General features: G+C 47.2%; 30 protein-coding genes. All 30 read right to left on the minus strand.

Annotated elements, in window-relative coordinates:
* A partial coding sequence (gene atpD / locus AC1U9U_RS05525; protein WP_479959557.1) for a F0F1 ATP synthase subunit beta occupies positions 1-857 on the minus strand: 857 nt, incomplete at its 3' end.
* 101 nt (positions 858-958) lie between these two features.
* Positions 959-1807, minus strand: a complete 849-nt coding sequence (gene atpG, locus AC1U9U_RS05530; RefSeq protein ID WP_479959558.1) for an ATP synthase F1 subunit gamma — start codon at positions 1805-1807, stop codon at positions 959-961.
* A gap of 139 nt (positions 1808-1946) precedes the next feature.
* A complete protein-coding gene (gene atpA / locus AC1U9U_RS05535; protein WP_479959559.1) occupies positions 1947-3455 on the minus strand; it encodes a F0F1 ATP synthase subunit alpha in 1509 nt (502 codons plus the stop codon).
* A gap of 44 nt (positions 3456-3499) precedes the next feature.
* On the minus strand, positions 3500-4036 hold the full coding sequence (locus AC1U9U_RS05540; RefSeq protein ID WP_479959560.1) for a F0F1 ATP synthase subunit delta: 537 nt from the start codon (positions 4034-4036) through the stop codon (positions 3500-3502).
* The gene (atpF, locus tag AC1U9U_RS05545; RefSeq protein WP_479959561.1) at positions 4030-4527 is read right to left on the minus strand and encodes a F0F1 ATP synthase subunit B; all 498 of its coding nucleotides are present in this window, start codon (positions 4525-4527) and stop codon (positions 4030-4032) included. The genes AC1U9U_RS05540 and atpF overlap by 7 nt, the downstream gene beginning before the upstream one ends.
* A gap of 112 nt (positions 4528-4639) precedes the next feature.
* Positions 4640-4870: a F0F1 ATP synthase subunit C gene (gene atpE, locus AC1U9U_RS05550; protein ID WP_005815466.1), complete on the minus strand. Its 231-nt coding sequence runs from the start codon at positions 4868-4870 to the stop codon at positions 4640-4642.
* Between the two features lie 80 nt (positions 4871-4950).
* Positions 4951-5688 carry a F0F1 ATP synthase subunit A gene (gene atpB, locus AC1U9U_RS05555; protein ID WP_479959562.1) on the minus strand — a complete coding sequence of 246 codons (738 nt, stop codon included), beginning with the start codon at positions 5686-5688 and terminating at the stop codon, positions 4951-4953.
* An 11-nt stretch (positions 5689-5699) separates the two neighbouring features.
* On the minus strand, positions 5700-6068 hold the full coding sequence (locus tag AC1U9U_RS05560; protein ID WP_479959563.1) for a hypothetical protein: 369 nt from the start codon (positions 6066-6068) through the stop codon (positions 5700-5702).
* On the minus strand, positions 6043-6273 hold the full coding sequence (locus AC1U9U_RS05565; RefSeq protein ID WP_479959564.1) for an AtpZ/AtpI family protein: 231 nt from the start codon (positions 6271-6273) through the stop codon (positions 6043-6045). The genes AC1U9U_RS05560 and AC1U9U_RS05565 overlap by 26 nt, the downstream gene beginning before the upstream one ends.
* Before the next feature lie 169 nt (positions 6274-6442).
* Complete coding sequence (gene wecB / locus AC1U9U_RS05570) at positions 6443-7555, minus strand: non-hydrolyzing UDP-N-acetylglucosamine 2-epimerase (RefSeq protein ID WP_479959592.1); 1113 nt, start codon at positions 7553-7555, stop codon at positions 6443-6445.
* A 37-nt stretch (positions 7556-7592) separates the two neighbouring features.
* Positions 7593-8051: a deoxycytidylate deaminase gene (locus tag AC1U9U_RS05575; RefSeq protein WP_479959565.1), complete on the minus strand. Its 459-nt coding sequence runs from the start codon at positions 8049-8051 to the stop codon at positions 7593-7595.
* On the minus strand, positions 8048-8677 hold the full coding sequence (gene upp, locus AC1U9U_RS05580) for a uracil phosphoribosyltransferase (RefSeq protein WP_479959566.1): 630 nt from the start codon (positions 8675-8677) through the stop codon (positions 8048-8050). Before upp ends, AC1U9U_RS05575 begins: the two co-directional genes overlap by 4 nt.
* Before the next feature lie 12 nt (positions 8678-8689).
* Entirely contained in the window at positions 8690-9943 is a 1254-nt protein-coding gene (locus AC1U9U_RS05585) for a serine hydroxymethyltransferase (protein WP_479959567.1), read from the minus strand.
* Between the two features lie 26 nt (positions 9944-9969).
* The gene (locus tag AC1U9U_RS05590; RefSeq protein ID WP_479959568.1) at positions 9970-10512 is read right to left on the minus strand and encodes a TIGR01440 family protein; all 543 of its coding nucleotides are present in this window, start codon (positions 10510-10512) and stop codon (positions 9970-9972) included.
* A 27-nt stretch (positions 10513-10539) separates the two neighbouring features.
* Positions 10540-10989, minus strand: coding sequence for a ribose 5-phosphate isomerase B (rpiB, locus tag AC1U9U_RS05595; RefSeq protein ID WP_479959569.1), 450 nt, complete (start codon positions 10987-10989; stop codon positions 10540-10542).
* Between the two features lie 106 nt (positions 10990-11095).
* On the minus strand, positions 11096-11554 hold the full coding sequence (locus AC1U9U_RS05600) for a low molecular weight protein arginine phosphatase (protein WP_479959570.1): 459 nt from the start codon (positions 11552-11554) through the stop codon (positions 11096-11098).
* Between the two features lie 11 nt (positions 11555-11565).
* Positions 11566-12153, minus strand: coding sequence for a manganese efflux pump MntP (locus tag AC1U9U_RS05605; protein ID WP_479959571.1), 588 nt, complete (start codon positions 12151-12153; stop codon positions 11566-11568).
* 82 nt (positions 12154-12235) lie between these two features.
* Positions 12236-13282 (minus strand): L-threonylcarbamoyladenylate synthase, encoded by a 1047-nt coding sequence (locus tag AC1U9U_RS05610; protein ID WP_479959572.1) that lies wholly within the window; start codon positions 13280-13282, stop codon positions 12236-12238.
* Between the two features lie 5 nt (positions 13283-13287).
* On the minus strand, positions 13288-14133 hold the full coding sequence (prmC, locus tag AC1U9U_RS05615) for a peptide chain release factor N(5)-glutamine methyltransferase (protein ID WP_479959573.1): 846 nt from the start codon (positions 14131-14133) through the stop codon (positions 13288-13290).
* Complete coding sequence (prfA, locus tag AC1U9U_RS05620; RefSeq protein WP_479959574.1) at positions 14133-15200, minus strand: peptide chain release factor 1; 1068 nt, start codon at positions 15198-15200, stop codon at positions 14133-14135. The genes prmC and prfA overlap by 1 nt, the downstream gene beginning before the upstream one ends.
* Before the next feature lie 126 nt (positions 15201-15326).
* Positions 15327-15524: a 50S ribosomal protein L31 gene (rpmE, locus tag AC1U9U_RS05625; protein ID WP_479959575.1), complete on the minus strand. Its 198-nt coding sequence runs from the start codon at positions 15522-15524 to the stop codon at positions 15327-15329.
* Between the two features lie 146 nt (positions 15525-15670).
* Positions 15671-16357, minus strand: coding sequence for a M23 family metallopeptidase (locus AC1U9U_RS05630; RefSeq protein WP_479959576.1), 687 nt, complete (start codon positions 16355-16357; stop codon positions 15671-15673).
* 52 nt (positions 16358-16409) lie between these two features.
* A complete protein-coding gene (gene glpX / locus AC1U9U_RS05635; RefSeq protein ID WP_479959593.1) occupies positions 16410-17384 on the minus strand; it encodes a class II fructose-bisphosphatase in 975 nt (324 codons plus the stop codon).
* Between the two features lie 186 nt (positions 17385-17570).
* A complete protein-coding gene (fsa, locus tag AC1U9U_RS05640) occupies positions 17571-18212 on the minus strand; it encodes a fructose-6-phosphate aldolase (RefSeq protein ID WP_479959577.1) in 642 nt (213 codons plus the stop codon).
* 10 nt (positions 18213-18222) lie between these two features.
* Positions 18223-19077 carry a class II fructose-1,6-bisphosphate aldolase gene (locus AC1U9U_RS05645; protein WP_479959578.1) on the minus strand — a complete coding sequence of 285 codons (855 nt, stop codon included), beginning with the start codon at positions 19075-19077 and terminating at the stop codon, positions 18223-18225.
* 2 nt (positions 19078-19079) lie between these two features.
* Complete coding sequence (locus AC1U9U_RS05650; protein WP_479959579.1) at positions 19080-19751, minus strand: hypothetical protein; 672 nt, start codon at positions 19749-19751, stop codon at positions 19080-19082.
* A 158-nt stretch (positions 19752-19909) separates the two neighbouring features.
* On the minus strand, positions 19910-20266 hold the full coding sequence (locus tag AC1U9U_RS05655; protein WP_479959580.1) for a response regulator: 357 nt from the start codon (positions 20264-20266) through the stop codon (positions 19910-19912).
* 28 nt (positions 20267-20294) lie between these two features.
* Positions 20295-21485: an alanine racemase gene (gene alr, locus AC1U9U_RS05660; RefSeq protein WP_479959581.1), complete on the minus strand. Its 1191-nt coding sequence runs from the start codon at positions 21483-21485 to the stop codon at positions 20295-20297.
* 253 nt (positions 21486-21738) lie between these two features.
* Positions 21739-22815, minus strand: a complete 1077-nt coding sequence (locus AC1U9U_RS05665; RefSeq protein WP_479959582.1) for a lipid II:glycine glycyltransferase FemX — start codon at positions 22813-22815, stop codon at positions 21739-21741.
* 173 nt (positions 22816-22988) lie between these two features.
* The gene (locus AC1U9U_RS05670) at positions 22989-24584 is read right to left on the minus strand and encodes a CTP synthase (protein WP_479959583.1); all 1596 of its coding nucleotides are present in this window, start codon (positions 24582-24584) and stop codon (positions 22989-22991) included.
* Positions 24585-24661 lie beyond the last annotated feature (77 nt).

Below are 24661 nucleotides of genomic sequence, written 5' to 3' on the forward strand. Positions count from 1 at the left end.
ATCCGCTCTTGCAGTGCACCCATCTCAGTGGCTAGGGTTGGCTGGTAACCAACCGCCGAAGGCATCCGGCCAAGAAGAGCGGAAACCTCGGAACCAGCCTGAGTAAAGCGGAAAATGTTATCGATAAAGAGCAGCACGTCCTGGTTTTGCACATCCCGGAAATATTCTGCCATGGTCAATCCGGTCAGTCCTACCCGCAGACGAGCACCGGGGGGTTCATTCATTTGACCAAATACCATGGCCATTTTGTCAATAACCCCGGACTCTCTCATTTCATTCCAGAGGTCATTTCCTTCCCTTGTCCGCTCGCCAACCCCGGCGAAAACAGAAAGACCGCCATGCTCCATGGCAATATTATTGATAAGCTCTTGGATCAAAACGGTTTTACCAACTCCGGCACCACCGAAGAGACCGACCTTACCCCCTTTAGAGTAAGGAGCCAATAAGTCGATAACCTTGATCCCTGTTTCCAACATAACTGTCGAAGGGTCTTGATCCACAAAGGCCGGAGCCGGTCTGTGGATAGGATAAGCCGTATCGGCATGGACTTCAGGTCCATTGTCGATTACATCCCCGAGGACATTGAAAATACGCCCCAAAGTTGCCGGTCCTACAGGTACGGTAATAGGTGCTTTTGTGTCTACGGCTTCCATCCCCCGCTGGAGCCCGTCTGTTGAGGACATGGCCACACAGCGAACAGTATTATTACCCAAGTGCTGAGCAACCTCAAGAGTAAGGTTGATCTTCTGCCCGGGAACCGTGACTTTAATGGCACTATAAATCTCTGGCAGTGCTTCGGAAGCAAACTCAACGTCAACTACCGCTCCCATGATTTGCACGATTTTGCCGATATTCACAGGCGAGAAACCTCCTTTTTGTTTTAACCTAGGCTTTATTGAACTTAACCGCCCTTTGACACCCGGCGCTTATTAAGGCGGGGGACTTAGGGCGGGTTAGTTCAGTGCTCGAGGGCACTGGCTCCCCCGACAATTTCGGAAATTTCCGTTGTAATCGCCGCTTGGCGAGCACGATTCATCTGCAAGGTCAGCCGAGCGATTAAATCTCTGGCGTTATCCGTTGCCGCACCCATCGCGGTCATTTTCGCTCCCATCTCACTGGCTTTCCCCTCAAGCAAGGTGCGGAAAACTTGAGTCTCCACATATTTAGGAAGGAGGGTAGTTATAATCTCCTCAGGTGAGGGTTCAAATATATACTCCTTGTTGGATTCTTGCTTGGGTTTCTCGATGGGAAGAAGCTTGATCCGAGTGGGGCGTTGGGAAATTGCACTTAAAAATTCGTTGTAGACAATATAGACTTCATCAAGCTCTCCATGTTCATAAAGGCTGATGACCTCTTGAGCAATTTCCTTAGCCTGTCCATAGGATGGGTTATCGCTTAGCCCTATGAATTCGGCAATTGTCTCAAGCTTACCACGCCGGTAGAAATCCCGCCCTTTGCGACCAACGGCGACAAGCCTTACCTCGTGGGTTTCTTCTGCAATCAAACTGTTAGTCATCCGAATTAGGTTGGCATTATACCCTCCGCAAAGGCCCCGGTCAGAGGTAATGATAATATAGCCGACTTTTTGCACAGGTCGTTCTTCTAAAAGGGGATGAGTTACATCCGCATGATCCTGAGCAAGCCGTGCTAAAACTTCCTGCAGTTGACGGGCATAAGGGCGGGCAGCAATGACCTTCTCTTGAGCTTTACGCAATTTAGATGCAGCTACCATTTTCATGGCCTTGGTAATCTGCTGCATGTTTCGTACGCTACGAATTCTGCGTCGTATATCACGTACACTTGCCACCTGGTTCACCTACCCCCTTTATTATCCGCTCGCTAAGATCCTTCGGTCATACTTCCCTCAGGATGACATTGAACTGAAATCTTTGTCATACTGAAATCTTTGTCATACTGAGCACAGCGAAGTATCTTGACCAAAGTCCTTACCCTACGAAATCTTGCTTAACCTCGTTGATCGCCTTTTCAATTTCGGCGTTCAACTCATCATTCAGCGCCTTTTCTTCGCGGATTCTAGTAAGGAGATCAGCTTTCGTGGTGCGCATAAAGCGCAGATACTGTTCTTCAAACTGTTTAATTTTATCTACGGGGACCTCATCTAAGAAACCCTTAACGGCAGCATAGAGAACCACAACTTGTTCTTCAACAACCATAGGCTCATACTGCTTTTGCTTGAGGATTTCCATCATTCGCTCCCCACGGTTTAAACGCATTTGGGTAACTTTATCCAAATCAGAACCGAACTGGGCAAAAGCAGCCAGCTCCCGATATTGAGCCAGATCCAAACGCAATTGACCTGCTACCTGCTTCATGGCCTTGATCTGTGCGGAACCACCTACCCGGGATACGGAAATACCCACGTTAATGGCCGGACGGAAGCCGGCATTGAAAAGGTCGGACTCGAGGAAAATCTGACCATCGGTAATGGAAATAACGTTGGTGGGAATATAAGCTGAAACGTCTCCTGCTTGGGTTTCGATAATTGGTAGTGCGGTCATGGACCCACTGCCAAGATCCGGGGAGAGTTTGGCGGCTCGTTCTAAAAGACGGGAATGGAGATAGAAAACATCTCCGGGATAGGCTTCCCGTCCGGGCGGACGCTTCAAAAGCAAGGACAATTCACGGTAAGCGGCAGCTTGCTTGGAAAGATCATCATAGATGATCAGGACATGCTTGCCGTTATACATGAATTCCTCTCCCATTGCGCAACCGGAATAGGGTGCGATATAAAGCATGGGGGCGGGCTCTGAAGCAGTCGCCGAAACAACAATGCTGTATTCCATGGCTCCATGGTCTTCCAGAGTTTTTACAACTCCGGCAACAGTGGAAGCTTTTTGACCAACGGCTACATAGATGCAAATGACATCCTTACCCTTTTGGTTAATAATCGTATCCACGGCAACGGCGGTTTTACCGGTTTGACGGTCACCGATGATGAGCTCCCGCTGGCCACGGCCAATCGGCACGATGGCATCAATGGATTTGAGCCCCGTTTGGAGTGGTTCGTGAACGGATTTCCGATAGACAACTCCCGGAGCAGTGTTTTCAATTGGACGGAACTTGTCGGTTTTAATTTCCCCTTTTCCGTCAATGGGTTGACCTAAAGCATTAACGACCCGACCGATCATGACCTCCCCGACCGGAACTTCGACGATGCGGCCGGTGCGTTTGACTTGGTCCCCTTCTTTAATTTCAGTGAACGGTCCTAAAATAATGCAGCCGATATTATCCTCTTCCAGGTTCATGGCCATACCGTAAATGCCGCCGGGGAATTCTAAGAGCTCACCGGACATGGCCATTTCCAGACCATGAACACGAGCAATTCCGTCCCCTACTTGGATTACGGTGCCGACATCCACGACTTCTACTGCACTATCGTAACGCTCAATCTGTTGTTTAATGATTGAACTAATTTCTTCTGGACGTAAATTCATCTTCGTCTATTCACCCCTATTTTCTGAGGTTCTCCCAACCCTTCTTAAGTGTGGCTGAGGCTTTGGCGAATCCGCTGAAGCTTATAGGCCACAGTGCCATCCATCACCCGATCCCCGATCTGAACCATGAGCCCGCCAATCAGTTCCGGCCGTATTTCCTTAACCATCCGTACATTTTTTCCGGTAATACGGGCTAATTCCCCTTGCAGGCGTTGCTCTTGGCTTTCGCTTAGGGGAACAGCACTGGCTACTTTCGCTTCGACGATATTGCGGGCTTCATCAGCAAGGCTGGCAAACTCCCGGGCAATGTCCGCGAGATAGTTTTGCCTTCTTCGATCAATCAACAAGTTCAGGAAATTTCGCACAGTGTTACTTAATTCGCCGGCGAAAATCTTGTTCATCAAATCTTTCTTTTCGGAAAGAGAAATATGCGGATGGTAAAGGACGTTGGCGACCTCAGCATTCTCTTCAATCAACTTTGTTAGCTCCTGAAGTTCGGCTTCAATCCCATCCAAATTATCTTGAATGGCGATTTCAAACAAGGCTTGGGCATACCGATGAGCTATCGCTCCCTTTAACATGGCAATTCCCCTACTTCTTGAATAAATTGCTCAATCATATCTTCCTGGCCTTTGAGGTCCAGGTTTTTACGAATTACTTTTTCCGCAACAGCCACCGACAAGTCGGCTACCTGAGCTTGAACCTGAGCAATAGCCAGATCACGTTCCCGCTCAATTTCCACTAAAGCGGCCTTTTTTATCTTATCCGCTTCTTCGTGAGCACCGGCAAGAATCTCAGCAGCTCGCTGTTCACTCAGTTTTGAAGCCTTGACAATAACTTCCTGAGCTTCTTGACGTGCTTTGCGCATTTCTTCTTGATATTCGCGCTTTATTTGTTCAGCCTGCAGGCGTTCATTTTCTGCATTCGCAATGTTCGCTTCAATTTGCTTGCGGCGTTCCTCCATCATATTGATGAGAGGATTCCATGCGAATCGTCTGAGAATATAGACCAAGAGTAGGAAAGATACGGCCTGGGCGACTATTGTATAATCAATTTGAATGGGATTACCCACTGATTACCCCCCTCTCATGTCTTGTCCAGCAATGATTTTTTCAAGGGGGAACTTACCGTTCCCCCTTGTTCTTGACGGGCTGGGACTTTAGTTCTAGCCCATGTATTCCAGACTACTTTGTAAACATGAGAAGTAAGGCAAGTACCCAAGTCAGAAGAGGCAGAGCCTCGATCAGACCTACACCGATAAACATAGTGGATTGCAAGGCCCCTTTAGCTTCGGGTTGACGAGCAATGCCTTCTACAGTTTTGGTGATAACACTTCCATTACCAAGTGAAGCTCCGAGGGCTGCTAATCCAGCAGCAATCCCTGCACCAAGTGCAGCAGCAGCAGATACGTCCACAGAGTTTCCTCCTTTCTTATTCCCCAGTAAAATTTTAAGTATTATTCCTCAGTGTGTATTACAGCACTGAAAATAAGCAATTAATCTTCAGCTATAGCTTGTGCCACATAAGCTGTGGTCAAAACTGTAAAGACAAAGGATTGGATAGATCCAATAAATACGCTGAAGGCGAGCCAAATAGCATCAGGCAAAATTCCGCCCAAGACCCAAATTCCGGGCAGCATTAAGATAACCGAGATGAGAACCTCCCCGGCATAAATATTCCCAAAGAGACGGAAAGCCAGGGTCATGGGTTTAGATAATAAGTCAATCACATGAATAATGGAGAATATCGGATGAGGCTCGAGAAAGTGATGAAAGTAATGTGCCCCTTTATACTTTATCCCCATCGAGATGACTAGGACCATGGTCAAAATAGCCAAAGCCAAAGTTGTGTTAATATCGGCAGTAGGCGACATCAAACCTGCCCCGGCAAAGATATGGTTGAGCTGAGCAAACTCTACATCATGTAAGAGACCAAAAGTTAAGTTCGGGACCAAGCCAAGCATATTCGAGACAAAAATAAACAAGATTAGGGTGACTAGATAGCCTAAAAGGGACTTTCCCTTTTCATAGTCCATATTGTCCGCTACAAGCTTGCGTACGAAATCTACCATCCATTCCAAGACGTTTTGCATTTTGCCCGGCTTGCCGCTTGTCAAGTTGCGCACACCCGAGAGTACAAAAATCAAGATAATTGCCATTACAATCCAAGTCATGATCAGGGTTTTCCCATGAAGGGTAATACCCCCGATATGCCATAGTACGGTTTCATGCATTTTAAATAATTTCACCCCTTTCCACTATTAAAAATATGCTTCATGCCAGCTATAAGAGAGACTACAAGTCCTAGGGCAATCCCTAAGGCTAAGGGTAAGAGCCAGTCGGTACGAAAACGACCGACCGCCGCAACCAGCAAGGTAACTAATCCCAGACGCGTAAAAAAACTCCGACGCATCCGTTTAATCGCGACAAACACCTCGTCATCCACGCTGCGCAGAGTATCCCTATGTAACCAATGAGTGTACAAAAAGCCAAACCCATAACCAAGGAGCGCGCCCAAAAGATTGGGATTGCCGGTTAGAGCAACACCCATGAGAATGATGGAAGTTCCCAGAAGCAGGAGAATTAAATTATTTTTTGTCATCCATAACGCCAAACTTTCTCAGAGTAACAACCAAATAAAAGCCACCCAGAGCCAAACCCAATATCATCAACAGAAGTGAAAGCCAAGGCTGAGTCCCGAGACGCTGGTCAAGAAACCGACCCAGGAGAAACCCTCCCCCCACGAGGCCGGCCAGAGTCGTCGCAATACTGGTACCAAAAGCCATTGCTTTAAGTATAGCCTTGGTATTATCGCCCATTTCCGCTTTCCTTCCGTTAACAACTATTTAAAACTATATACTTGCATTTACTATAATAACAACTTTTACCCCTTATCGCAATAAGGCGACAGGGCAATATTCGCTTGATAAAGATAATAAATCTCAATATTAGGATATAAAAAAATACTATAATGAATTGTAGAATTTTTCAAGCTTTAGAAGCAAAAAACTTTTGGATAACTTTAACAATACGTTCCGAAGCCTGGCCATCCCCATAAGGATTGACCGCATGGGCCATCTTTTGATAAGCCTCCTGTTGAGTAAGAAGACAACTAAGCTCCTCAACTACTTTTTCGTAGTCGGTTCCTACTAAGGCAACGGTTCCCGCTTCCACCGCCTCGGGACGCTCGGTGGTATCCCGGACAACTAAGACGGGAATTCCCAAGGAAGGTGCTTCTTCCTGGATTCCGCCCGAATCCGTCAAAATAATATTGGCCTTGGCCTCTAAATTAACAAAGGGTTCATAATCCATGGGTTCAATCAAATGGACTCTGGGATTGTCCCCCAGCACTTCATTAACTACTTTCCGTACCGATGGGTTCTTATGGACCGGAAAAAGCACATATGTGTCCGGGTAACTTTTCAATACGGCTGCTAAAGCACGATAGATTTGGCGCATGGGTTCACCAAGGTTCTCACGGCGATGGGTAGTTACCAAAATCATGCGCCTACCCTCATATTCTCGTAAGATATCCTTTACAACCGTATCTGTGAAAGAATAATCTTGCTTGACTGTTAAAAGTAAGGCATCGATCACCGTATTTCCCGTTACATATATTTTCCTTTCCGGCACACCTTCATGCATTAGATTATTCTTGGCGGTGTCTGTAGGAGAAAAATGCAAATCTGCTAAGGCCCCGGCTAATTTACGATTCATCTCCTCCGGAAAAGGCGAGTATTTATTACCGGTACGCAGGCCCGCTTCAACATGGCCAATGGGAATATGGGCATAAAAGGCTGCTAAGGCTGCGACAAAAGTGGTGGTTGTATCTCCGTGAACCAGAACCAAATCCGGCTTGGCCTCTTCAAATACATTCTTCAATCCCTCTAAAGCCCGCATCGTAATATCCGTTAAAGTCTGACCGGCTTGCATAAGGTTCAAGTCATAATCCGGTTGGATCTGAAAAAGATCCAACACTTGATCCAGCATCTCCCGATGCTGGGCAGTTACCGCGACCTCACACTTTAGGGAACTCTTCTTCAAGGCTTGAACAACCGGTGCCATTTTAATCGCTTCCGGTCTTGTCCCAAAGACTACCATCACTTTTTTTTCGTTCACCTGAATCTAGCCCTCCCTATTATTCAGATTTAAGTTGGATGAGTTCTAATTCAGCTTCAGCCGCCATTTCCAGAGCCAGTTTATCCGGGTAGGGAAAAAGGTAAAAAACCCGCTTAATTCCGGCATTGATAATTAGCTTTGTACAAAGAACACAAGGTTGAAAGGTCGTATAAATATCCGACCCATTAATAGATACTCCGTGTTTTGCCGCTTGAACCAAAGCATTTTGTTCGGCATGAACCGCCCGACAGATCTCTGTCCTTTCCCCTGAAGGTATGCCCAGCTGCTGCCGGAGACAGCCCTTCTCCGCACAATGACTAAGTCCGGAAGGACTACCGTTATACCCGGTGCTGAGAATTTGTTTATCCTTGACGATAACAGCACCCACCTGGCGGCGCAAGCAAGTGGAGCGCCCCGCAACCACTTGCGCCATCTGCATAAAATATTCGTCCCAACTTGGTCTTATCTTATTTTTCATTTTGTTCCGAATAACCGATCCCCAGCGTCTCCAAGACCCGGTATAATATACCCATGTTCATTAAGATGATCATCAACGGCAGCCACAAAAATATCCACATCATCATGATAAGTTTGAACTTCCTTGATTCCTTCGGGTGCGGCGATCAAACACATAAGTTTGATGTTTTTAGCTCCCCGTTCTTTGAGGAAGGTGATTGCCGCTGAAGCGGAGCCCCCGGTAGCCAACATCGGATCAATGACAATCAAGTCACGTTCTTCCACATCAGTAGGGAGTTTGCAGTAATATTCTACAGGTCTAAGGGTTTCCGGGTCCCGATAGAGACCCACATGGCCAACCTTGGCTGTGGGGATCAATCTGAGCATGCCATCCACCATCCCCAGACCGGCCCGTAAAATTGGGATTAACCCGACTTTCCTTCCGGCGATTTCTTTTGCCTTCATGGTTGCTACCGGAGTCTTAACCTCTACCTCCCGCAAGGGAAAGTCTCTGGTGACTTCATAAGCCATTAGCATGGCTACCTCTTCCACTAACTCCCGGAAGTCCTTAGAACCTGTATTTTCATCACGGATTAAACATAATTTGTGCTGTATCAAAGGATGATCTAGTACGTGAACTTTTGCCATGAAGGTCAACTCCTAATCTAGATTTGGGTATAAGGGGAATTCTGAGCAAAGTTCGGCAACGATAGCTCCGGCTTGGGCAGCCCCTTCTTCATTACGCTGAGTCAAAGCAATATCGATAGCCTCGGCGATTTTCTCCATTGCTTGGGTATCCATGCCCCGGCTGGTTACGGCGGGAGTGCCAATACGAATGCCGCTGGTTACGGTAGGGCCGGCAGTGTCATAGGGAATGGTATTTTTGTTGACGGTAATTCCCACCTCGTCTAAAATGTGTTCTGCCTCTTTTCCCGTCAAACCTTTCGGTGTCACATCCACCAGCATTAAGTGATTGTCCGTGCCGCCGGAAACCAGCCGGAATCCCTTTTCAGTTAAGGCGTCCGCTAATACCTTAGCATTCTCCACAATTCGTTTTTGATATTCGATAAATTCCGGTTTTAAAGCTTCCCCAAAGGCTACCGCTTTCGCTGCGATCACGTGCATGAGAGGGCCGCCCTGAATGCCGGGGAAAATTGCTTTATCGATGGCCTTAGCAAATTCTTCTTTGCAAAGAATCAAGCCGCCCCGGGGCCCCCGCAGGGTCTTGTGGGTGGTGGATGTCACAAAATGAGCGTAGGGTACGGGGTTTTGATGGAGTCCTGCTGCCACTAAGCCGGCAATATGAGCCATATCCACCATCAGATAAGCCCCTGCCTCATCGGCAATCTCCCGCAATTTGGCGAAATTAATTTGCCGGGGATAGGCACTGGCACCAGCCACCAGCAGTTTAGGGTTATGTTCAAGCGCTAACTTGCGGACCACTTCATAATCTATCTGCTCCGTGTCGGGGTCCACACCATAGGCCACAAAGTTAAAATATACTCCGGAGAGATTCACTGGGCTGCCATGGGTCAAATGACCACCATGAGAAAGATTCATTCCGAGAACGGTATCCCCAGGTTCCAGCATGGCAAAATAGACCGCAGTATTGGCTTGGGCACCGGAATGTGGTTGTACATTGGCATGTTCGGCACCAAAAAGCTTCTTTACCCGCTCCCGGGCTAAGTCCTCCACAATATCCACATACTCGCAGCCGCCATAATAGCGTTTTCCCGGATAACCTTCCGCATATTTGTTGGTCAAAACCGATCCTTGAGCCGCCATAACAGCACGGCTAACGAAGTTCTCCGAAGCAATCAGCTCAATCTTGTTGCGTTGTCTACCCTCTTCCTGAGCGATAGCTTCCGCCACTTCGGGATCCTGAGGAAGAATCCATTCTTTAATATAATCCACGATACACCACTCCCACTTTTTTATACCTAAGGATACATAGCCCTTGGACCACCAATCAAACGCGGCCGAGTCCTGGCCATGGTTAAATGAGCGTGACCAATCTCTTTAATGGAGGGCCGAATAGGCACTACCACCGGCCGCAGATGCATGCCGATAAAGGTATCCCCAAGGTCGATTCCCGCGTGACCCCGAATGGCTTCTACCATCATTGGTGAACTAAAGCTTTCCCAAGCCTTCATGGCCATCGACCCCCCCGCTTGTAAAGAAGGTACTACGGTCACTGCATCTAAGCCATATTGGTCTACACAAGCTTCTTCCACTACTAAAGACCGGTTAAGATGTTCACAGGCTTGAACAGCCAGATAGATCTCCTTTTCCCGCACTCTTGCCAGAAGGGGAGGGAGCAGAATTTCAGCCACTTCCGGACTGGTCGCCTTCCCAATGTGTTTTCCTATCACTTCACTGGTGCTGCAACCAAGAATTAAAATCTGTCGCGGTTTTAGATCAGCTTGCTCAAAAAACTCCCCTAATACCTGATGCCAAGCTTTTTCAATTTCCATAAAATTCATCGCCTTATCCTCCACGATAAAGGGTTTTTAGATAGATTCTCCCTTTTCTATGGAAGTAATCAATTCAACCCGCCGGCCATGTCTGCCACCGGCAAAAGACGTTTTAACGAAAATATCCACGATATCCAAAGCCAAACCTACGCCGGTGACCCGACCACCGAGAGCTAAAATATTGGCATTATTATGTTCCCGAGCCATCCGCGCGGAATAGGTTTCTGTGCAGACCGCACAACGAATCCCCGGGACCTTGTTGGCGGCAATGGAGATTCCTAAGCCTGTCCCACAGATTACTATTCCTAAATCCGCTTTACCGGTTTTTATGGCATCTCCCACCAGAAATCCGAACTTTGGGTAGTCCACAGATTCTTTTGAATTAGTACCATAATCCAAAACCTCGATTCCTTGGTTTTCTAAGTGGGCGCGAATTTCATTTTTTAATTCAAACCCACCGTGATCCGCTCCTAAGGCGATTTTCAACAAGGACACCTCCATTATTCATGCATTTTTCTACATTTAATTAAACAATCCCTGCAAAACCTAGAAAAAGAATTTAATCAATATCTTCCATTCCTCAGCGATGACGCTAAGCATCATGAAAGTCTGATAAGCCAAGAGCCTTTTTAACTTCAAAAAGGAGGGCTTTAATCTCCTCGGCACATTGACGATAAACATCAACACTACCGCCCCAAGGATCACGGACATCCAAGCTTTTGCCCTGGGCATCCCATTCACCAAGTCGCTTAATCCTCGAGCTATACTCGGGAAAAGCTCCTTTTAACTGCTGCTCATGAGCTTTGGTCATGGGGATGATCCAATCGGCCTCAGCAAGAATCTCCTCATTGACAAGACGGGCACGATGAGCTGTCAAATCAATATCTTGTTCCTTTAAGACGGCGAGGGCTTGAGGACTGGCAGACTCTTCCGCCCATGCAGCTAAACCCGCCGATTCCACAATAACCTCCGGTCCCAAAATCTGCTGCGCCAAGGCTGCAGCCATCGGGCTTCGACAAGTATTTCCCGTACATACAAATAGGATTCGCAATTTGATTACTCCTATCCCAACAACATCTTGATACCTATGATAACGAGCACAAAACCACCAATAGCTTCAGCCCGCTTGCCTAACCAAGAACCTGCGAAACGACCTAATATTAACCCACTTCCCATCATTATCCCGGCAACGGTTCCCATAACCAAGACAGTAAGACCAATGCGACTGTCAACAGTCCCTAAGGAAAAGCCAACGCTAAGGGCATCCAAACTAACACTGGCGGCCAAGGCATATATCCCGATGCCGCTTAGCGAAACCCCCGTTGGCAGTTGCCGGCGCCGAAGTGCTGCCCGCGCCTGGGAAAGGGGATAATACTCCGGCTCAGGCCTCCAAAGATGAAAAATCATCCGCCCCCCCAGCCATAACAATACCAAGGCACCGATAACTTTAGCCAAATGGCCGAGAACCATTCCCAAAGTCTGTCCTAAAAGCAGTCCCCCTAAAGGCATGAAGACATGAAAAAGGGCTACCACCAAAGAGAGTCTTAGAGTCATGGCTTTGCCGATACCAACTAAGCCGATGGCTAGGGCCAAAGAAAAAGCATCGGCTCCTAAAGCAACCGACAGGGCTAAGATCCAAGCAAGGTTCAATCCCCATTCCCTCCTGTTCGAGGTCTAGATTACAGTATCCCTGTATTCTATGCTATGGGGGGTATGTTGCATGCCGGAATCCCTACACCCGAATGACCTTTTGCCCGGAGGCTTTCAGCAACCGATTCATGACCGCAAAACCAAGACCGTTTTCAGAGATCCCTTCGGCCAGGATAATATCCATGCCTTGTTCATCACAGAGCCTAAGGCCCTCGTAAAGATTCCCGGCAACTTCTTCAGGGTTATTCTCCGAGCCTAAAACAAAGATTAGATCCGGCAACAAAACATGCAGAGCTGAAGCACTTTCCAAAGTGCAAAGGATTCCCACCCTCTTCAGACGAGTTTGGCCTTTACGGATCTCCTCACTCATCTTTCTGAGGATATTGGCACGTTCGCCAATGAGAATGGTCAAATCCCCCTTGGGGGCGTAATGGCGATATTTCATACCGGGTGCCTTAGGGGCCTGGTTCTCTGAGGGATGATCCACCGCTATCTCCCCAAGAGCTTCTTCAAGCTCCTCCTTAGTAATTCCACCGGGACGGAGGATAGTAGGTGTTTCCCCTGTTAAATCCAATACCGTTGATTCAACCCCTACTGCACACACTCCCCCATCCAAAATCATGGGGATCTTTCCTTTTAAGTCCTTCCAGACATGGCTCCCATTTGTGGGGCTGGGCTTGCCGGAGAGATTAGCACTGGGGGCGGCGATGGGAACCCCTGCCGCCTTAATCAGTTGCAACGCCACAGGATGCTTGGGCATGCGTATGGCCACCGTTCCTAAACCGCCACTGACCACATCGGGAACAAAGGCAGTTTTCTCCAAAACAAGGGTTAAGGGTCCGGGCCAAAATTTACCTGCACAGATTTCTGCTTGAGAAGTCCAGTTGCCCACCAAACCGTTCACCATTGCCAAATCCGCCACATGGACGATAAGAGGATTATCCTGGGGTCTGCCCTTTACCCGGAAAATCTCCTTACAAGCATTGGCATCCATAGCATTGGCTCCCAGACCATAAACCGTCTCTGTGGGCAAAGCTACCAATTGTCCTTCCCGAATCAGCTGTGCCGCCTCTTCAATCCATTTAGACTCAGGATTTTGGGCATTTATATAGACTCGTTTTGTTTCCATCTTTCTCACCTCGCGAAAACTACCCGATCTCTTCCCCCTAAATCCGAAAAGATCTGAGTATGGAAACCTTGTTGCTCAAAAAGCGTTGCTACCGCTTTACCTTGCCGCCACCCGATCTCCACAAAAATTTTTCCCTTGTCCTTTAATAAAATCGGAGCAAGTCGCGCAAGTTCCCGGTAAAAAGCCAAACCATCTTCCCCACCTAAAAAGGCCATACCAGGCTCCTTAGCTATTTCCGGTGCAAGTCCCCTGTACTCTTCAGGAGAAACGTAAGGAGGATTACAGACAATCATGTCCCAAGTTTCTTCTTTAATGGGTGCAAGGAAATCTCCCTGTCGCCACCGGACTTGAACACCGAGGCGTTGACCGTTTAACCTGGCTACCGCCAAAGCATCCTCGGACAGGTCTGTTCCCACGACTTCCGCCTGGGGCCAATAGTAGGCGATACTGATGGCGAGAGCACCACTTCCGGTACAGATGTCCACTATCTTCGGAGTTTGGCCACTTCCGGCACCTTCCCAGTCTTTCTTTATTTCCAACACTTTTTCCACAAGGATTTCGCTGTCGGCCCTAGGGATAAGCACCCTTTCATCCACATAAAAATCAAGCCCCATAAATTCCTGATGCTTGAGAATATACTGAAGCGGCTCCCGATTAGCCCGGCGGGCAATAGCCTGTCCATAGTTATCCACTTGCTCAGGACTTAAGGGTCGCTCACGTTCTAGATAAAGTTGTTCCCGCCTTAAGTCGAGAATATGCCCAAGCAGGAGATCCGCATCCCAGCGCGGATTTTCCACTTGGGCAAATTTTAATTCCCGCTCTCCCCATAAAAGAGCATCGATGATTCGCATTATGCCTCCGCCTTAAGCCTCTCCGCCTGATCTGTGGTAATCAAGGCATTGATCACGTCATCAAGCTCACCCAATAAAATAGAGTCGAGGCGATGAAGGGTTAAGCCAATGCGATGGTCGGTTACCCTGCCCTGGGGGAAGTTATAAGTGCGAATCCGCTCACTGCGATCCCCTGTCCCCACTTGGCTGCGGCGCTCACTGGCCAATTCGCCCATGGCTTCTTCTTGAGCCCGTTCCAAAAGCCGGGCCCGCAATACACGGAGGGCCTTTTCTTTATTCTTCAACTGAGATTTCTCATCTTGGCAGGATACCACGGTTCCCGTGGGGATATGGGTAATCCGCACCGCCGATTGGGTGGTATTAACCGACTGTCCTCCCGGACCGCTGGAACAAAAGATATCAACGCGCAAGTCGTTGGGGTTAATGTCCACATCCACTTCTTCCGCTTCGGGAAGAACAGCTACCGTGGTAGTGGAAGTATGAATACGTCCACTGGACTCTGTAGTAGGAACCCGCTGTACCCGATGAACCCCACTTTCGAACTTTAGCTTACTATAGGCTCCCTGACCTTCTATAAGGAAGATAATCTCTTTAAAACCACCGATATCTGTATAGCTGGCACTAAGCAGCTCCGTCCGCCAGCCCTGGTGCTCCGCATACTTGGTGTACATTCGGTAAAGATCACCGGCAAAAAGAGCCGCTTCTTCTCCACCGGCACCGGCACGGATTTCCATGATCACGTTTTTATCATCGTTGGGGTCCTTAGGCAAAAGAAGGATCTTTATCCGCTCTTCTAATTCGTCCCGCTTTTCGCCCAATTCCTCAAGCTCGGATTCAGCCATCTCCTCGAATTCAGGATCAAGCTTTTCCTGAAGCATACTCCGGGTTTCGTCAATATTTTTTTGGATAGCCGTATACTCCCGGAAGGCTTCCACGATTTCTGTCATACCGGCCTGGGCTTTAGCATATTTTTGCCATTCGCTTTGGTTGGCGATGACCTCAGGATCGCTTAAAAGCTGGGTCAGCTCTTCATAGCGCCGTTCAATTTCAATTAATTTATTTTGCATTTTCACACCTCAAGTGAGCATATAGGATCAGCTTATGCTGGATGGGGATCCGATGGAATGGCTAAAGAAAAAGCAGAGCATGCGCTCTGCTTAATCCTCAGCAACGACCGCAGGCCGTTGTTCATATTACATGCCATATTTTTTCTTAAAGCGATCCACTCGTCCACCAGTATCTACAAAACGTTGAACACCGGTATAGAAGGGATGGCATTTTGAACAAATCTCCACCTTAATATCTTTCTTGGTGCTGCCGGTAGAGATTACTTCCCCGCAGACGCAAGAGATAGTGGTTTGTTCATATTTAGGGTGTATCTTTTCTTTCATGTCGTCACCTTCTTTCCTAACCGTGTCGTCAACTCTGAACATTGTAGCACGAAGTTCTCATATAGGTCAAGAAAAAATTAATAGGAAAGGCTTGTCAAGGGGACGGTTGTTGACAATCTTTTGAAAATGATCCGGAAAATACGCGGTTAAATTTTTTGGGGAAGATAAGGCTTGGGATCTAAGGCTTTGCCATTAAGTCTTATTTCAAAATGAAGATGGGGGCCGGTACTTCGACCTGTATCCCCGGAAATGGCAATGCGCTCACCTTGTTCCACCCAGTCTCCGGCACCAACCAGGAGTTTTTGATTATGGGCATAAAGACTCTGAACGCCGTTACCATGGTCAATAAGTACCGTCAAACCGTAGATATCGATCCATTGGGCCTTAGCAACTTTGCCGGCCCGAGCCGCCACAACATCTGTCCCATGGGGAATAGCCAGGTCAATACCATGATGAAATTGTCCATTCCTCGAACCATAATCTGAGCTAATTGTGGCATAAGCAGGCCAGCACCAGCCTTGAGTTGTTCCCCGAGAAATAGCCTCTACAGCAAATGAAGCTACGGTCTTTTCGCGAATGGTAAGGATTGAACCGGGTTTTATCTGGGTCTTGGGATTATCCAGTAAAATTTGATCCTTCGTGGTTAGATATTTTCTCGCTAGAGTTTCCAGAGTTTGTCCTTCTTCTAAGGTGACTATTGAATAACTTTCAGTTGTACTTTGCTCTTGAGAAAATACCGGACTGCTCCAGGCATTAACTCCAAAGCAGGACATAAGCAAAAGGATACACCCTTTAAGCCAAACTCCCTTTTGCCCACGTTTGTTTCTGTTCATTTTAATGAAACCACCTCAGAGGTAGCCTTTCCCAACTCAAACCAAAAAATACCTATTTAACACCCTTCATTGCATAGGCAGGCTTTTTATCAAAGCGATGCTGCGCCTCAATAAAGCGAACAGTTCCCGTTTTTCCCCGCATAACTACCGAATGGGTCAGTGCTCCTTGAGCGGTAAAATGAACCCCTCTTAGTAACGGCCCCTCGGTAATTCCGGTTGCCGCAAAAAAGACATCATCGGAATAGACTAAATCATTCATCGTCAAAAGTTTATTAACATCATCGATCCCCAATTTTTTGGCACGGAGAATATCCCCATCGTTTTCCGGCCAGAGCCTTCCTTGCATTTCGCCGCCCAAACAACGTAAAGCTGCGGCCGCCAGAACACCCTCCGGAGCTCCACCGATCCCCATCATAATATCTACCCCGGTTCCTTCGATGGCGCAGGCCACGGCAGGAGAGACATCCCCATCGGTGATCAGGCGAATCCGAGCCCCTGCCTCCCGCACCTCCTGGATAATTTTATCATGGCGTTCACGATCGAGAATCACAACAGTCAGATCGTCCATACTTTTTCCCAAAGCTTCCGCAACATTGGCCAAATTCTCTTTGACCGGGGCATCAAGATGGATTCTTCCCTTAGCTTGTGGTCCTACGGCAATTTTGTCCATATACATATCAGGTGCGTGTAAAAGTCCGCCTTTTTTAGCAATAGCCACGACAGCGATAGCTCCTGCCAAACCCTTGGCAACAATATTGGTTCCTTCAAGAGGATCGACAGCGACATCTAATTCAGGGGCGTCACCACTCCCCACCTTCTCTCCAATATATAGCATAGGAGCTTCATCCATTTCCCCTTCGCCAATAACCACGGTTCCACTCATGCGGATGGTGTCAAAAACCGAACGCATAGCTTGTACGGCGGCGTCATCGGCAGCTTCTTTATTCCCGCGGCCAACCCAGCGGGCAGAAGCCAATGCAGCTGCCTCCGTAACCCGTGCAAACTCCATGGTCAATTCCCGTTCCATGGCTAATCCTTTATCCACGTTAATCCCTCCAAAACTTATTAAAACCATTGTCCCACACTTTTTTTGGGGATGCAAGAAAGGCATCGGTTCAATGAGCAGAAAGAAAAGCTCTTTCAGCCGAAATTTACCACTCGTCTGTCAGAGCTTCTACTATTTTGAAGATAGTCCTATCCGGAAAAGATCCGCCTACTTTAACTTTTGCCAATCGGCTAAAAATTTCTCAATCCCTAGATCTGTTAAAGGATGCTTAAACAGTTGCAGCAAAACCTTGTAGGGCACTGTGGCATAATCTGCCCCTAGCTTAGCTGCTTCAGTTACATGGACAGGATTGCGAATACTGGCCGCAATAATTTGGGTTTCCAAGCCATGTACCCCAAATATCTCACAGATCTCTTCCAGTAAAATAAGGCCGTTTTCCCCGATATCATCCAATCTCCCCAGGAAAGGACTAACGTAGGCAGCTCCGGCCCGCGCCGCCAGCAGGGCTTGGACTGCCGAAAAGACTAAAGTTACATTAGTCTTAATGCCCTCCCCGGTTAGGATTTTTACCGCCTTTAAGCCATCCTCCGTCATGGGAATCTTAATTACTATATTGGGATGCATGGCGGCAAGTTCCCGAGCCTCTTTGAGCATCCCCTCGGTGTCTAAAGCGATTACTTCCGCACTGATGGGGCCATCAACAATCTGAATCAACTCTTGTAATAACCGGCGAAAATCCTTCCCCTCTTTTGCCACCAAGCTAGGATTGGTAGTAATTCCACCGATTACCCCCATATTCCATGCTTGCCTAACCTCCTCAGGGTTTGCGGAGTCTAATAAAAACTTCATATTCTCCTCCTTAGGCTTTGCCGTTACTTCCGAAAACCCGGATCTTTTCACGGATAATCTCCATGGTCGCCTCACGGGCCGGTCCCAGCATTTTCCGGGGATCAATCTCCGTTGGATTAGCGGCCATAACCTTGCGGGCTGCCGTTACAAAAGCTTCCCGAATATTTGTATCAATATTAACCTTGCAGACTCCTAACGAAATAGCCTTTTGGATCGCTTCATCGGGTACACCGGAAGATCCGTGGAGAACGATAGGAACATTAACCCGCTTCCGAATTTCCGTCAAACGGTCAAAATCCAGTTTAGGTACTCCTTTATACTGACCATGAGCTGTACCGATGGCGATAGCCAAAGCATCCACCTTGGTCTCATTCACAAATCTTTCAGCTTCCAAAGGATCAGTAAAAAGGGCTTCCCGCTCACTGACAACAATATCATCTTCTGTACCACCGATTTTGCCTAGTTCAGCCTCTACCGAAACCCCCAGTGGACGAACGGCTTCAATTACCTTGTTAGTTAAGGCAATATTCTCCTCTAAGTGAAGTTTCGAGCCATCAATCATGACAGATGTAAAACCATTTCTTACACAACCCATCACTTGAGCAAAACTGGTTCCATGATCCAAATGAAGCGCCACCGGCACTTTAGCTTTCTCAGCTGCTAAACGGGTCATAGTTGTTATATATTCAATCCCTGCGTATTTGATCGCACCTTGACTGGCTTGAACAATCACAGGGGATTTTTCCGCTTCCGCCGCTCCGACTATGGCTTGCACAATCTCCATATTGTTGCAATTGAAAGCTCCGACCGCATAACGCCCTTTTTGAGCTTCCAGTAATAATTCAGCCATAGATACCAAACTCATCCTTATTCCTCCTTAATTACTTTACAAAAATGTCCCTGTTGGGTGCCGTTTAATAATACTGTCTTATTTTCGTCCAAATTCACCGATGTCATTCCTTCAAAAATCCGGATGTTTTCCGCATTCTCCCCATAAATTACTCCCACAGCCTCACAAATCTCGCAATATAGCTCGATACGGTCCGGGAGGAGTTCAAAGGTAAGGTTATGGTTACCGCATTTGCAGCCTAAAGCCCCATCCTTCGCCAAATTATGAAGATGGTCCAATAACTTCAGCATTACCTCCGGATTCTCAAACTCATCTTCGTAGCCCAGTTCCGCAGCTAATTCAGCAATGGATTTCTCCCGTTCCTGACAGGCTTGCGCTACTTTTTGTTTGGGGCCGATGAATCCCGCGGAAGCTTCAACCTCCGGGCAAACCAAGGAATAAGCATTTTTTCCCCAACAAGCTCCGCGCTTTAACCGTAAATAATGGACCTGGCCACAAAAAGTACAATTATAAGATACATTAAAATGCTTACGGTCACGGCTGGCTATTGACATCAAGAGCTCCCCGCAACGACAATATAAATTTTCCCGTCCTTTGCCGGAAAACGCAAAAAGCGAAAGGGCGTGAAACTCTAATTCTCCACATTTTGGGCACTGTATAGCAACCGTTGTATGGGTTGTCAGGATCAATTTTCCCACCTCTTTCTACCTCGAACTATACTTCGGCAAGTGGGTAGCTTTTTCCTCTATCATTTAGTTAAAAAAATAAGAGGCAACCCTACAAAGCTATTGGTTCAGGCGCCTCTAAAATATACGCATATGCCGGTTAAAATAGAAGTAGTAAATCATTACTTAAGGATTTCACGGACATAATCACGAAGTTCAAAGAGATCAAAAGGCTTACTAACGTAATGCTTAATTCCTTGCTCCTGTGCTTTCTCCATATTTTGAGCATCACCGTAAGCAGTCATCATAATAACTTGAACCTCTTTATTAAAGGTCCGAATCTCTTTTAAGGTATCGATCCCATTTAACTCCGGCATCTTCATATCCATAATAATCAATTCCGGAGCAAATTCCTTGAGCAGCCGCAAGGCTTCATTGCCATTCTCCGCCATTTTTACCAGGTGCCCTTCCTCTTTAAAGACCTCAAATAATAGACGACGCACCCCCAACTGGTCATCTACCACCATAATGTTAGCCAATTTTACTGCCTCCCCCCATAAGCTTATGTTATGGATAAGGATGTTCTGGATAAGTTTGTAAAAATCCTTCTTTTATTTTCCGTTTCGAGATTATTTTCTCTCCTAACCAATATTGTCGCAAAATTCGAGGATTTGCCTGGGTTCTTCGCAAGGGTAAGACCACTTCATCACCAACCTGACAAGACAAGTTACCAATATCCAGAACAGTTAGCTGCATACCAATCTTGCCCGCCACAGGCACAGCCTGTCCCTGGAAAATCACAGTCTCTTGGCCAACATAGACCCCACAAAGGGCCAAAAAATTCTTTCCGATTATTTTGATAAAATCCCAGACCCCCTGAGGGACAAAATGAGGCTGAAGGCCAAAGCCATCGGCATATCCCACAGGAATAACGGCCAATTGGGTGGTGCCTTTAGTACGGTAAATACTTTGATACCCGACAAAGGTCCCTTTGGGTACTTGACGCAGACTCACTATACGAGACTTAGCAACCCATGGATCCTGAAGCTTGAGCTTACCGGCAAAGGCAGGGGCAGGAAAATGGCCAATCAAAAGGGTTCCGGTGCGAATAAAATCATGATGCCATTCCGGGTAATCCAAAAAAGCGGCACTGTTGCAAATATGCTGCCACAAACCATTTACTCCCAGCTCTTCGAGGGTCCTAACACCCCGCCGGAAACAATCATACTGCTTGCGGGTATAATCCTGATCCCGCTGCGCAGCCCGGGCCAAGTGCGTATACACCCCCACCGGCCTAATGTTCCGGGAATTTATCAGCACTTTAGCAAGCTCTTCCCAGTCCTTCTCGAAAAAGCCGGTTCGACCCATACCAGTCTCTAGTTTGAGATGAACTTCGGCCTCTTTGCCAAGGTTGGCAGCCACATTTTCACAGTGGGAAAGTAAATTAAAATCCGATATAGTGAGCTGAAGATCTGCCTCGATTCCTTCCTCCATCGCCGGTGAAGATGTGGGTCCCAAAACTAAAATGATTCCATCTATTCCATGCTGACGAAGAATGAGACCTTCCTCAACGGTAGTCACTGCAAAGGCTTCGCAGCCCAGGTTTTGCAGGGTTTGGGCAACGGGAACCGCACCTAAACCATAGGCGTCGGCTTTGACTACTGCCATAACCCGGGCACCTGGGCTAAGGTGTTGGGTAACTTCGCGATAGTTATTCGCTACTGCGTCTAGGTTAATATCGATCCATGTATCGCTCATCGAAGTATCGCCGCCTTTGGTAAATCAGTATAAAATCTTCCGGGCATGCGTTAAAAGGACCCGCAAGCGTAGCTTCACGCACAAGAACGAACGTTTTTAGCGGAGGGGTGAAAAGGCGAACGTGGATTTCGTTGCTTAGCGGAGCCACTGGTTAACATCAGGTATTACCCAAAGGTTTGGCGTAGCTGTAACGAAAGCGAGTTTGCCCACCCCGAAGCTATTGAGTGAGTGATGTGCGTGAAGCTACACGACCTTATTTTCGTCGTCTTAGCCTGCCAATTATCCCTTTGACCACATCCGAATAAACAGGCTCAAGGGTATTCCACAGAAAATAGACTACCGGGCGATAGACTAGATCCCATTCCCCAATGAATTCGGTATATTCCCCGTTAAAGCCCTTTTTAAAACGGTAAAGACCATAGAGAGGATTATCCTCGGTGAGCTGTCCCGGTACGCCCCGGAAGTCATAAAGAGTACAACCTCTGGACTTGGCCCAACGGATCATCTCCCATTGGATCAGATAGTTAGGCATAACATTACGATGGGAGTTAGAAGAGGCCCCATAAAGATACCAAGCCTTCGCGCCGATAATCAGGGCTAGGGTTCCGGAGATTATCCGGCCTTCGTATTCAGCGATAAATAGCTCAGCCATGCCGGCTGAATGCAATTCATCGTACATATCTTCAAAATAGGAATAAGCTCTTACTAAAAATTTATCCCGTTCGGTGGTCTCTTTAAGGACTCGGTAAAATTCCGGCAAATCGGCCTTAGTACCAATCCGAATCCTAACTCCTTTTTTCACGGCCAACTTAATATTATAGCGGGTCTTTTGATGCATTTGGGCCAGTAAGGTTTCTTCATCCGGGGTAATATCCAAACGAAAAACATATTTAGGCTGAACCCCTTCAAAGCCTTTGCCGGTTTCGGCGGAGCGGAACCCCCTGCTTTTTAAATATTCTTCTAATTCTTTCTCTGAAGATGGTATATCGGGGTCAACCTTAAGAAAAATTGCTCCCCGCTTTTTCGCTAATTTCCTAACTTCCCGGAGCAGGACATCGAAAAGTTGTTCATCCTGCCAATCCAGAACCGGCCCCCGGGAAGCATAAAAAATCGGGGTGCCAACGAGGGGAATTTTCCGCTCCAAAATGGAGATCCCGGCTACGATCTCCCCATTTTCCTCAAGAACCAAACGCCAAGGCTTCCAGCCTGTTTTATTTTTTAATTCACCCCAGCCCCAGGATTGCAGAACATGACCCTTGGGGTGGCGAGCCATAAATTCATTAAAACGCTGTTTTTCAGCTTCTTCTAGCAAACGAGCAGTATAGGGCATCCCAGCAGCCTCCCGTTAATTATTCTACTCACTATGTTAATTTTTGCCATAACCGTACGAGCCCAAACCCTCATTTATCCATGCCCCCGAAAAAGATCCTTCGCATATATGCTCAGGATGACAGGTGCCTAAAATTATTCCATGGCGTAACCGCCATGGAATAATTCACCGGATTATTTCATCAATGTAGCCTTAACAAACTCTCTAAAGAGAGGATGAGGACGATTGGGGCGGGATTTGAATTCCGGATGGAATTGAGAAGCCACAAACCAAGGGTGTTCCGGATATTCTATAATTTCCACTAAGCGTCCATCGGGAGAAGTCCCGGAGAATTTTAATCCGGCATTCTCAAGTTCGGTACGGAATTGGTTATTAAACTCATAGCGATGGCGATGACGCTCATAGATCACTTCATCCTGGTAAAGATCGCCGACCTTAGTATTCTCAATAAGTTTTATGGGAGAAATACCTAAGCGCATAGTACCGCCTTTATCTTCGATTTCCTTTTGCTCCGGTAAAAGGTCTATCACCGGATATTGAGTATCAGCATCGAATTCGGAGCTGTTAGCATTCTGCAGACCACAGACATTCCGGGCAAACTCAATAATAGCAGTTTGCATCCCCAGACAGATTCCTAGGAAAGGAACTTTGTTTTCCCGGGCATAACGAATAGCTTCAATCTTACCTTCGATACCACGATTACCAAAGCCACCGGGAACCAGGACTCCGCTCACTCCTTTAAGGAGTTGCTCAGCCGAGGTTTCTTCAATCTCTTCGGAATTAACCCAGCGAATTTTGACCCTTGCCAGGTGTTCAATCCCCGCGTGGCGCAAAGCCTCTGCCACACTTAGGTAAGCATCGGGTAGTTCTACATATTTACCAACAATAGCAATTTCTGTTTCACCCAAAGGATTATTAATCCGTTCAACCATCGCCTTCCATTCCGTCATATCCGCCGGGGGAGCTTCAATACCGAGAATTTTCAGGACAATATCATCCATGCCCTCCTCTAAGATATTTAAGGGAACTTGATAAATGCTCTTAGCATCCACCATCTGAATAATAGCCTCTCTATCAATATCACAGAATAAGGCCAGCTTTTCTTTCATGTCATTAGAAATGGCATGCTCTGTGCGGCAGACTAAAATATTGGGCTGAATCCCAATTCCCCTCAGCTCCTTAACAGAGTGCTGAGTAGGCTTTGTCTTAAGCTCCCCTGAGGCATTCAAATAGGGAATAAGTGTTACATGGAGATAAAGTACGTTTTCCCGGCCGAGATCGCTGCGCATCTGGCGAATGGCTTCAAGGAACGGTAAGGACTCAATATCGCCGACAGTTCCCCCAATTTCCGTGATCACAATATCGGGATGGGTTTCCCGGGCCACACGATAAATTCGTTCCTTAATTTCATTGGTGATGTGGGGAATAACCTGAACCGTTCCACCTAAGTAGTCCCCTCTTCTTTCCTTGTTAAGAACGGACCAATAGATTTTCCCGGTGGTTACGTTGCTGTTCTTAGACACGGGGACATCGATAAAACGCTCATAATGTCCCAGGTCTAAATCCGTTTCCGCACCATCATCGGTAACAAAAACTTCGCCATGTTGATAAGGACTCATGGTTCCCGGGTCAATGTTAATATAAGGATCAAATTTTTGTATGGCTACTTTAAGTCCCCGATTTTTGAGCAAACATCCCAATGCCGAGGCTGTAATCCCCTTTCCTAAAGAGGATACAACACCACCTGTGACAAAAATAAATTTCGTCATTTTCTCCTATCCTTTCTCGACCAATTTCTTTTCTTCCGCACAGTGATAAAATGATGAATAATCACTATAAAAGCCGC

The sequence above is a fragment of the Desulfitobacterium sp. genome (genome assembly GCF_982384815.1).

Excerpts from the sequence above, each read along its gene's own strand:
- atpA (WP_479959559.1), bottom strand. The coding sequence starts at position 3,455 with ATGAATTTACGTCCAGAAGAAATTAGTTCAATCATTAAACAACAGATT.
- fsa (WP_479959577.1), bottom strand. The coding sequence starts at position 18,212 with ATGAAGTTTTTATTAGACTCCGCAAACCCTGAGGAGGTTAGGCAAGCA.
- alr (WP_479959581.1), bottom strand. The coding sequence starts at position 21,485 with ATGAGCGATACATGGATCGATATTAACCTAGACGCAGTAGCGAATAAC.
- upp (WP_479959566.1), bottom strand. The coding sequence starts at position 8,677 with ATGGCAAAAGTTCACGTACTAGATCATCCTTTGATACAGCACAAATTA.
- AC1U9U_RS05630 (WP_479959576.1), bottom strand. The coding sequence starts at position 16,357 with ATGAACAGAAACAAACGTGGGCAAAAGGGAGTTTGGCTTAAAGGGTGT.
- wecB (WP_479959592.1), bottom strand. The coding sequence starts at position 7,555 with ATGGTAGTCTTTGGGACAAGACCGGAAGCGATTAAAATGGCACCGGTT.
- prfA (WP_479959574.1), bottom strand. The coding sequence starts at position 15,200 with ATGCAAAATAAATTAATTGAAATTGAACGGCGCTATGAAGAGCTGACC.
- AC1U9U_RS05575 (WP_479959565.1), bottom strand. The coding sequence starts at position 8,051 with ATGAAAAATAAGATAAGACCAAGTTGGGACGAATATTTTATGCAGATG.
- AC1U9U_RS05670 (WP_479959583.1), bottom strand. The coding sequence starts at position 24,584 with ATGACGAAATTTATTTTTGTCACAGGTGGTGTTGTATCCTCTTTAGGA.
- glpX (WP_479959593.1), bottom strand. The coding sequence starts at position 17,384 with ATGGAACGGGAATTGACCATGGAGTTTGCACGGGTTACGGAGGCAGCT.
- rpmE (WP_479959575.1), bottom strand. The coding sequence starts at position 15,524 with ATGAAAGAAAAGATACACCCTAAATATGAACAAACCACTATCTCTTGC.
- AC1U9U_RS05590 (WP_479959568.1), bottom strand. The coding sequence starts at position 10,512 with ATGAATTTTATGGAAATTGAAAAAGCTTGGCATCAGGTATTAGGGGAG.
- AC1U9U_RS05540 (WP_479959560.1), bottom strand. The coding sequence starts at position 4,036 with ATGTTAAAGGGAGCGATAGCTCATCGGTATGCCCAAGCCTTGTTTGAA.
- atpB (WP_479959562.1), bottom strand. The coding sequence starts at position 5,688 with ATGCATGAAACCGTACTATGGCATATCGGGGGTATTACCCTTCATGGG.
- prmC (WP_479959573.1), bottom strand. The coding sequence starts at position 14,133 with ATGCGAATCATCGATGCTCTTTTATGGGGAGAGCGGGAATTAAAATTT.
- AC1U9U_RS05665 (WP_479959582.1), bottom strand. The coding sequence starts at position 22,815 with ATGCCCTATACTGCTCGTTTGCTAGAAGAAGCTGAAAAACAGCGTTTT.
- AC1U9U_RS05645 (WP_479959578.1), bottom strand. The coding sequence starts at position 19,077 with ATGAGTTTGGTATCTATGGCTGAATTATTACTGGAAGCTCAAAAAGGG.
- AC1U9U_RS05565 (WP_479959564.1), bottom strand. The coding sequence starts at position 6,273 with ATGGGCGATAATACCAAGGCTATACTTAAAGCAATGGCTTTTGGTACC.
- AC1U9U_RS05610 (WP_479959572.1), bottom strand. The coding sequence starts at position 13,282 with ATGGAAACAAAACGAGTCTATATAAATGCCCAAAATCCTGAGTCTAAA.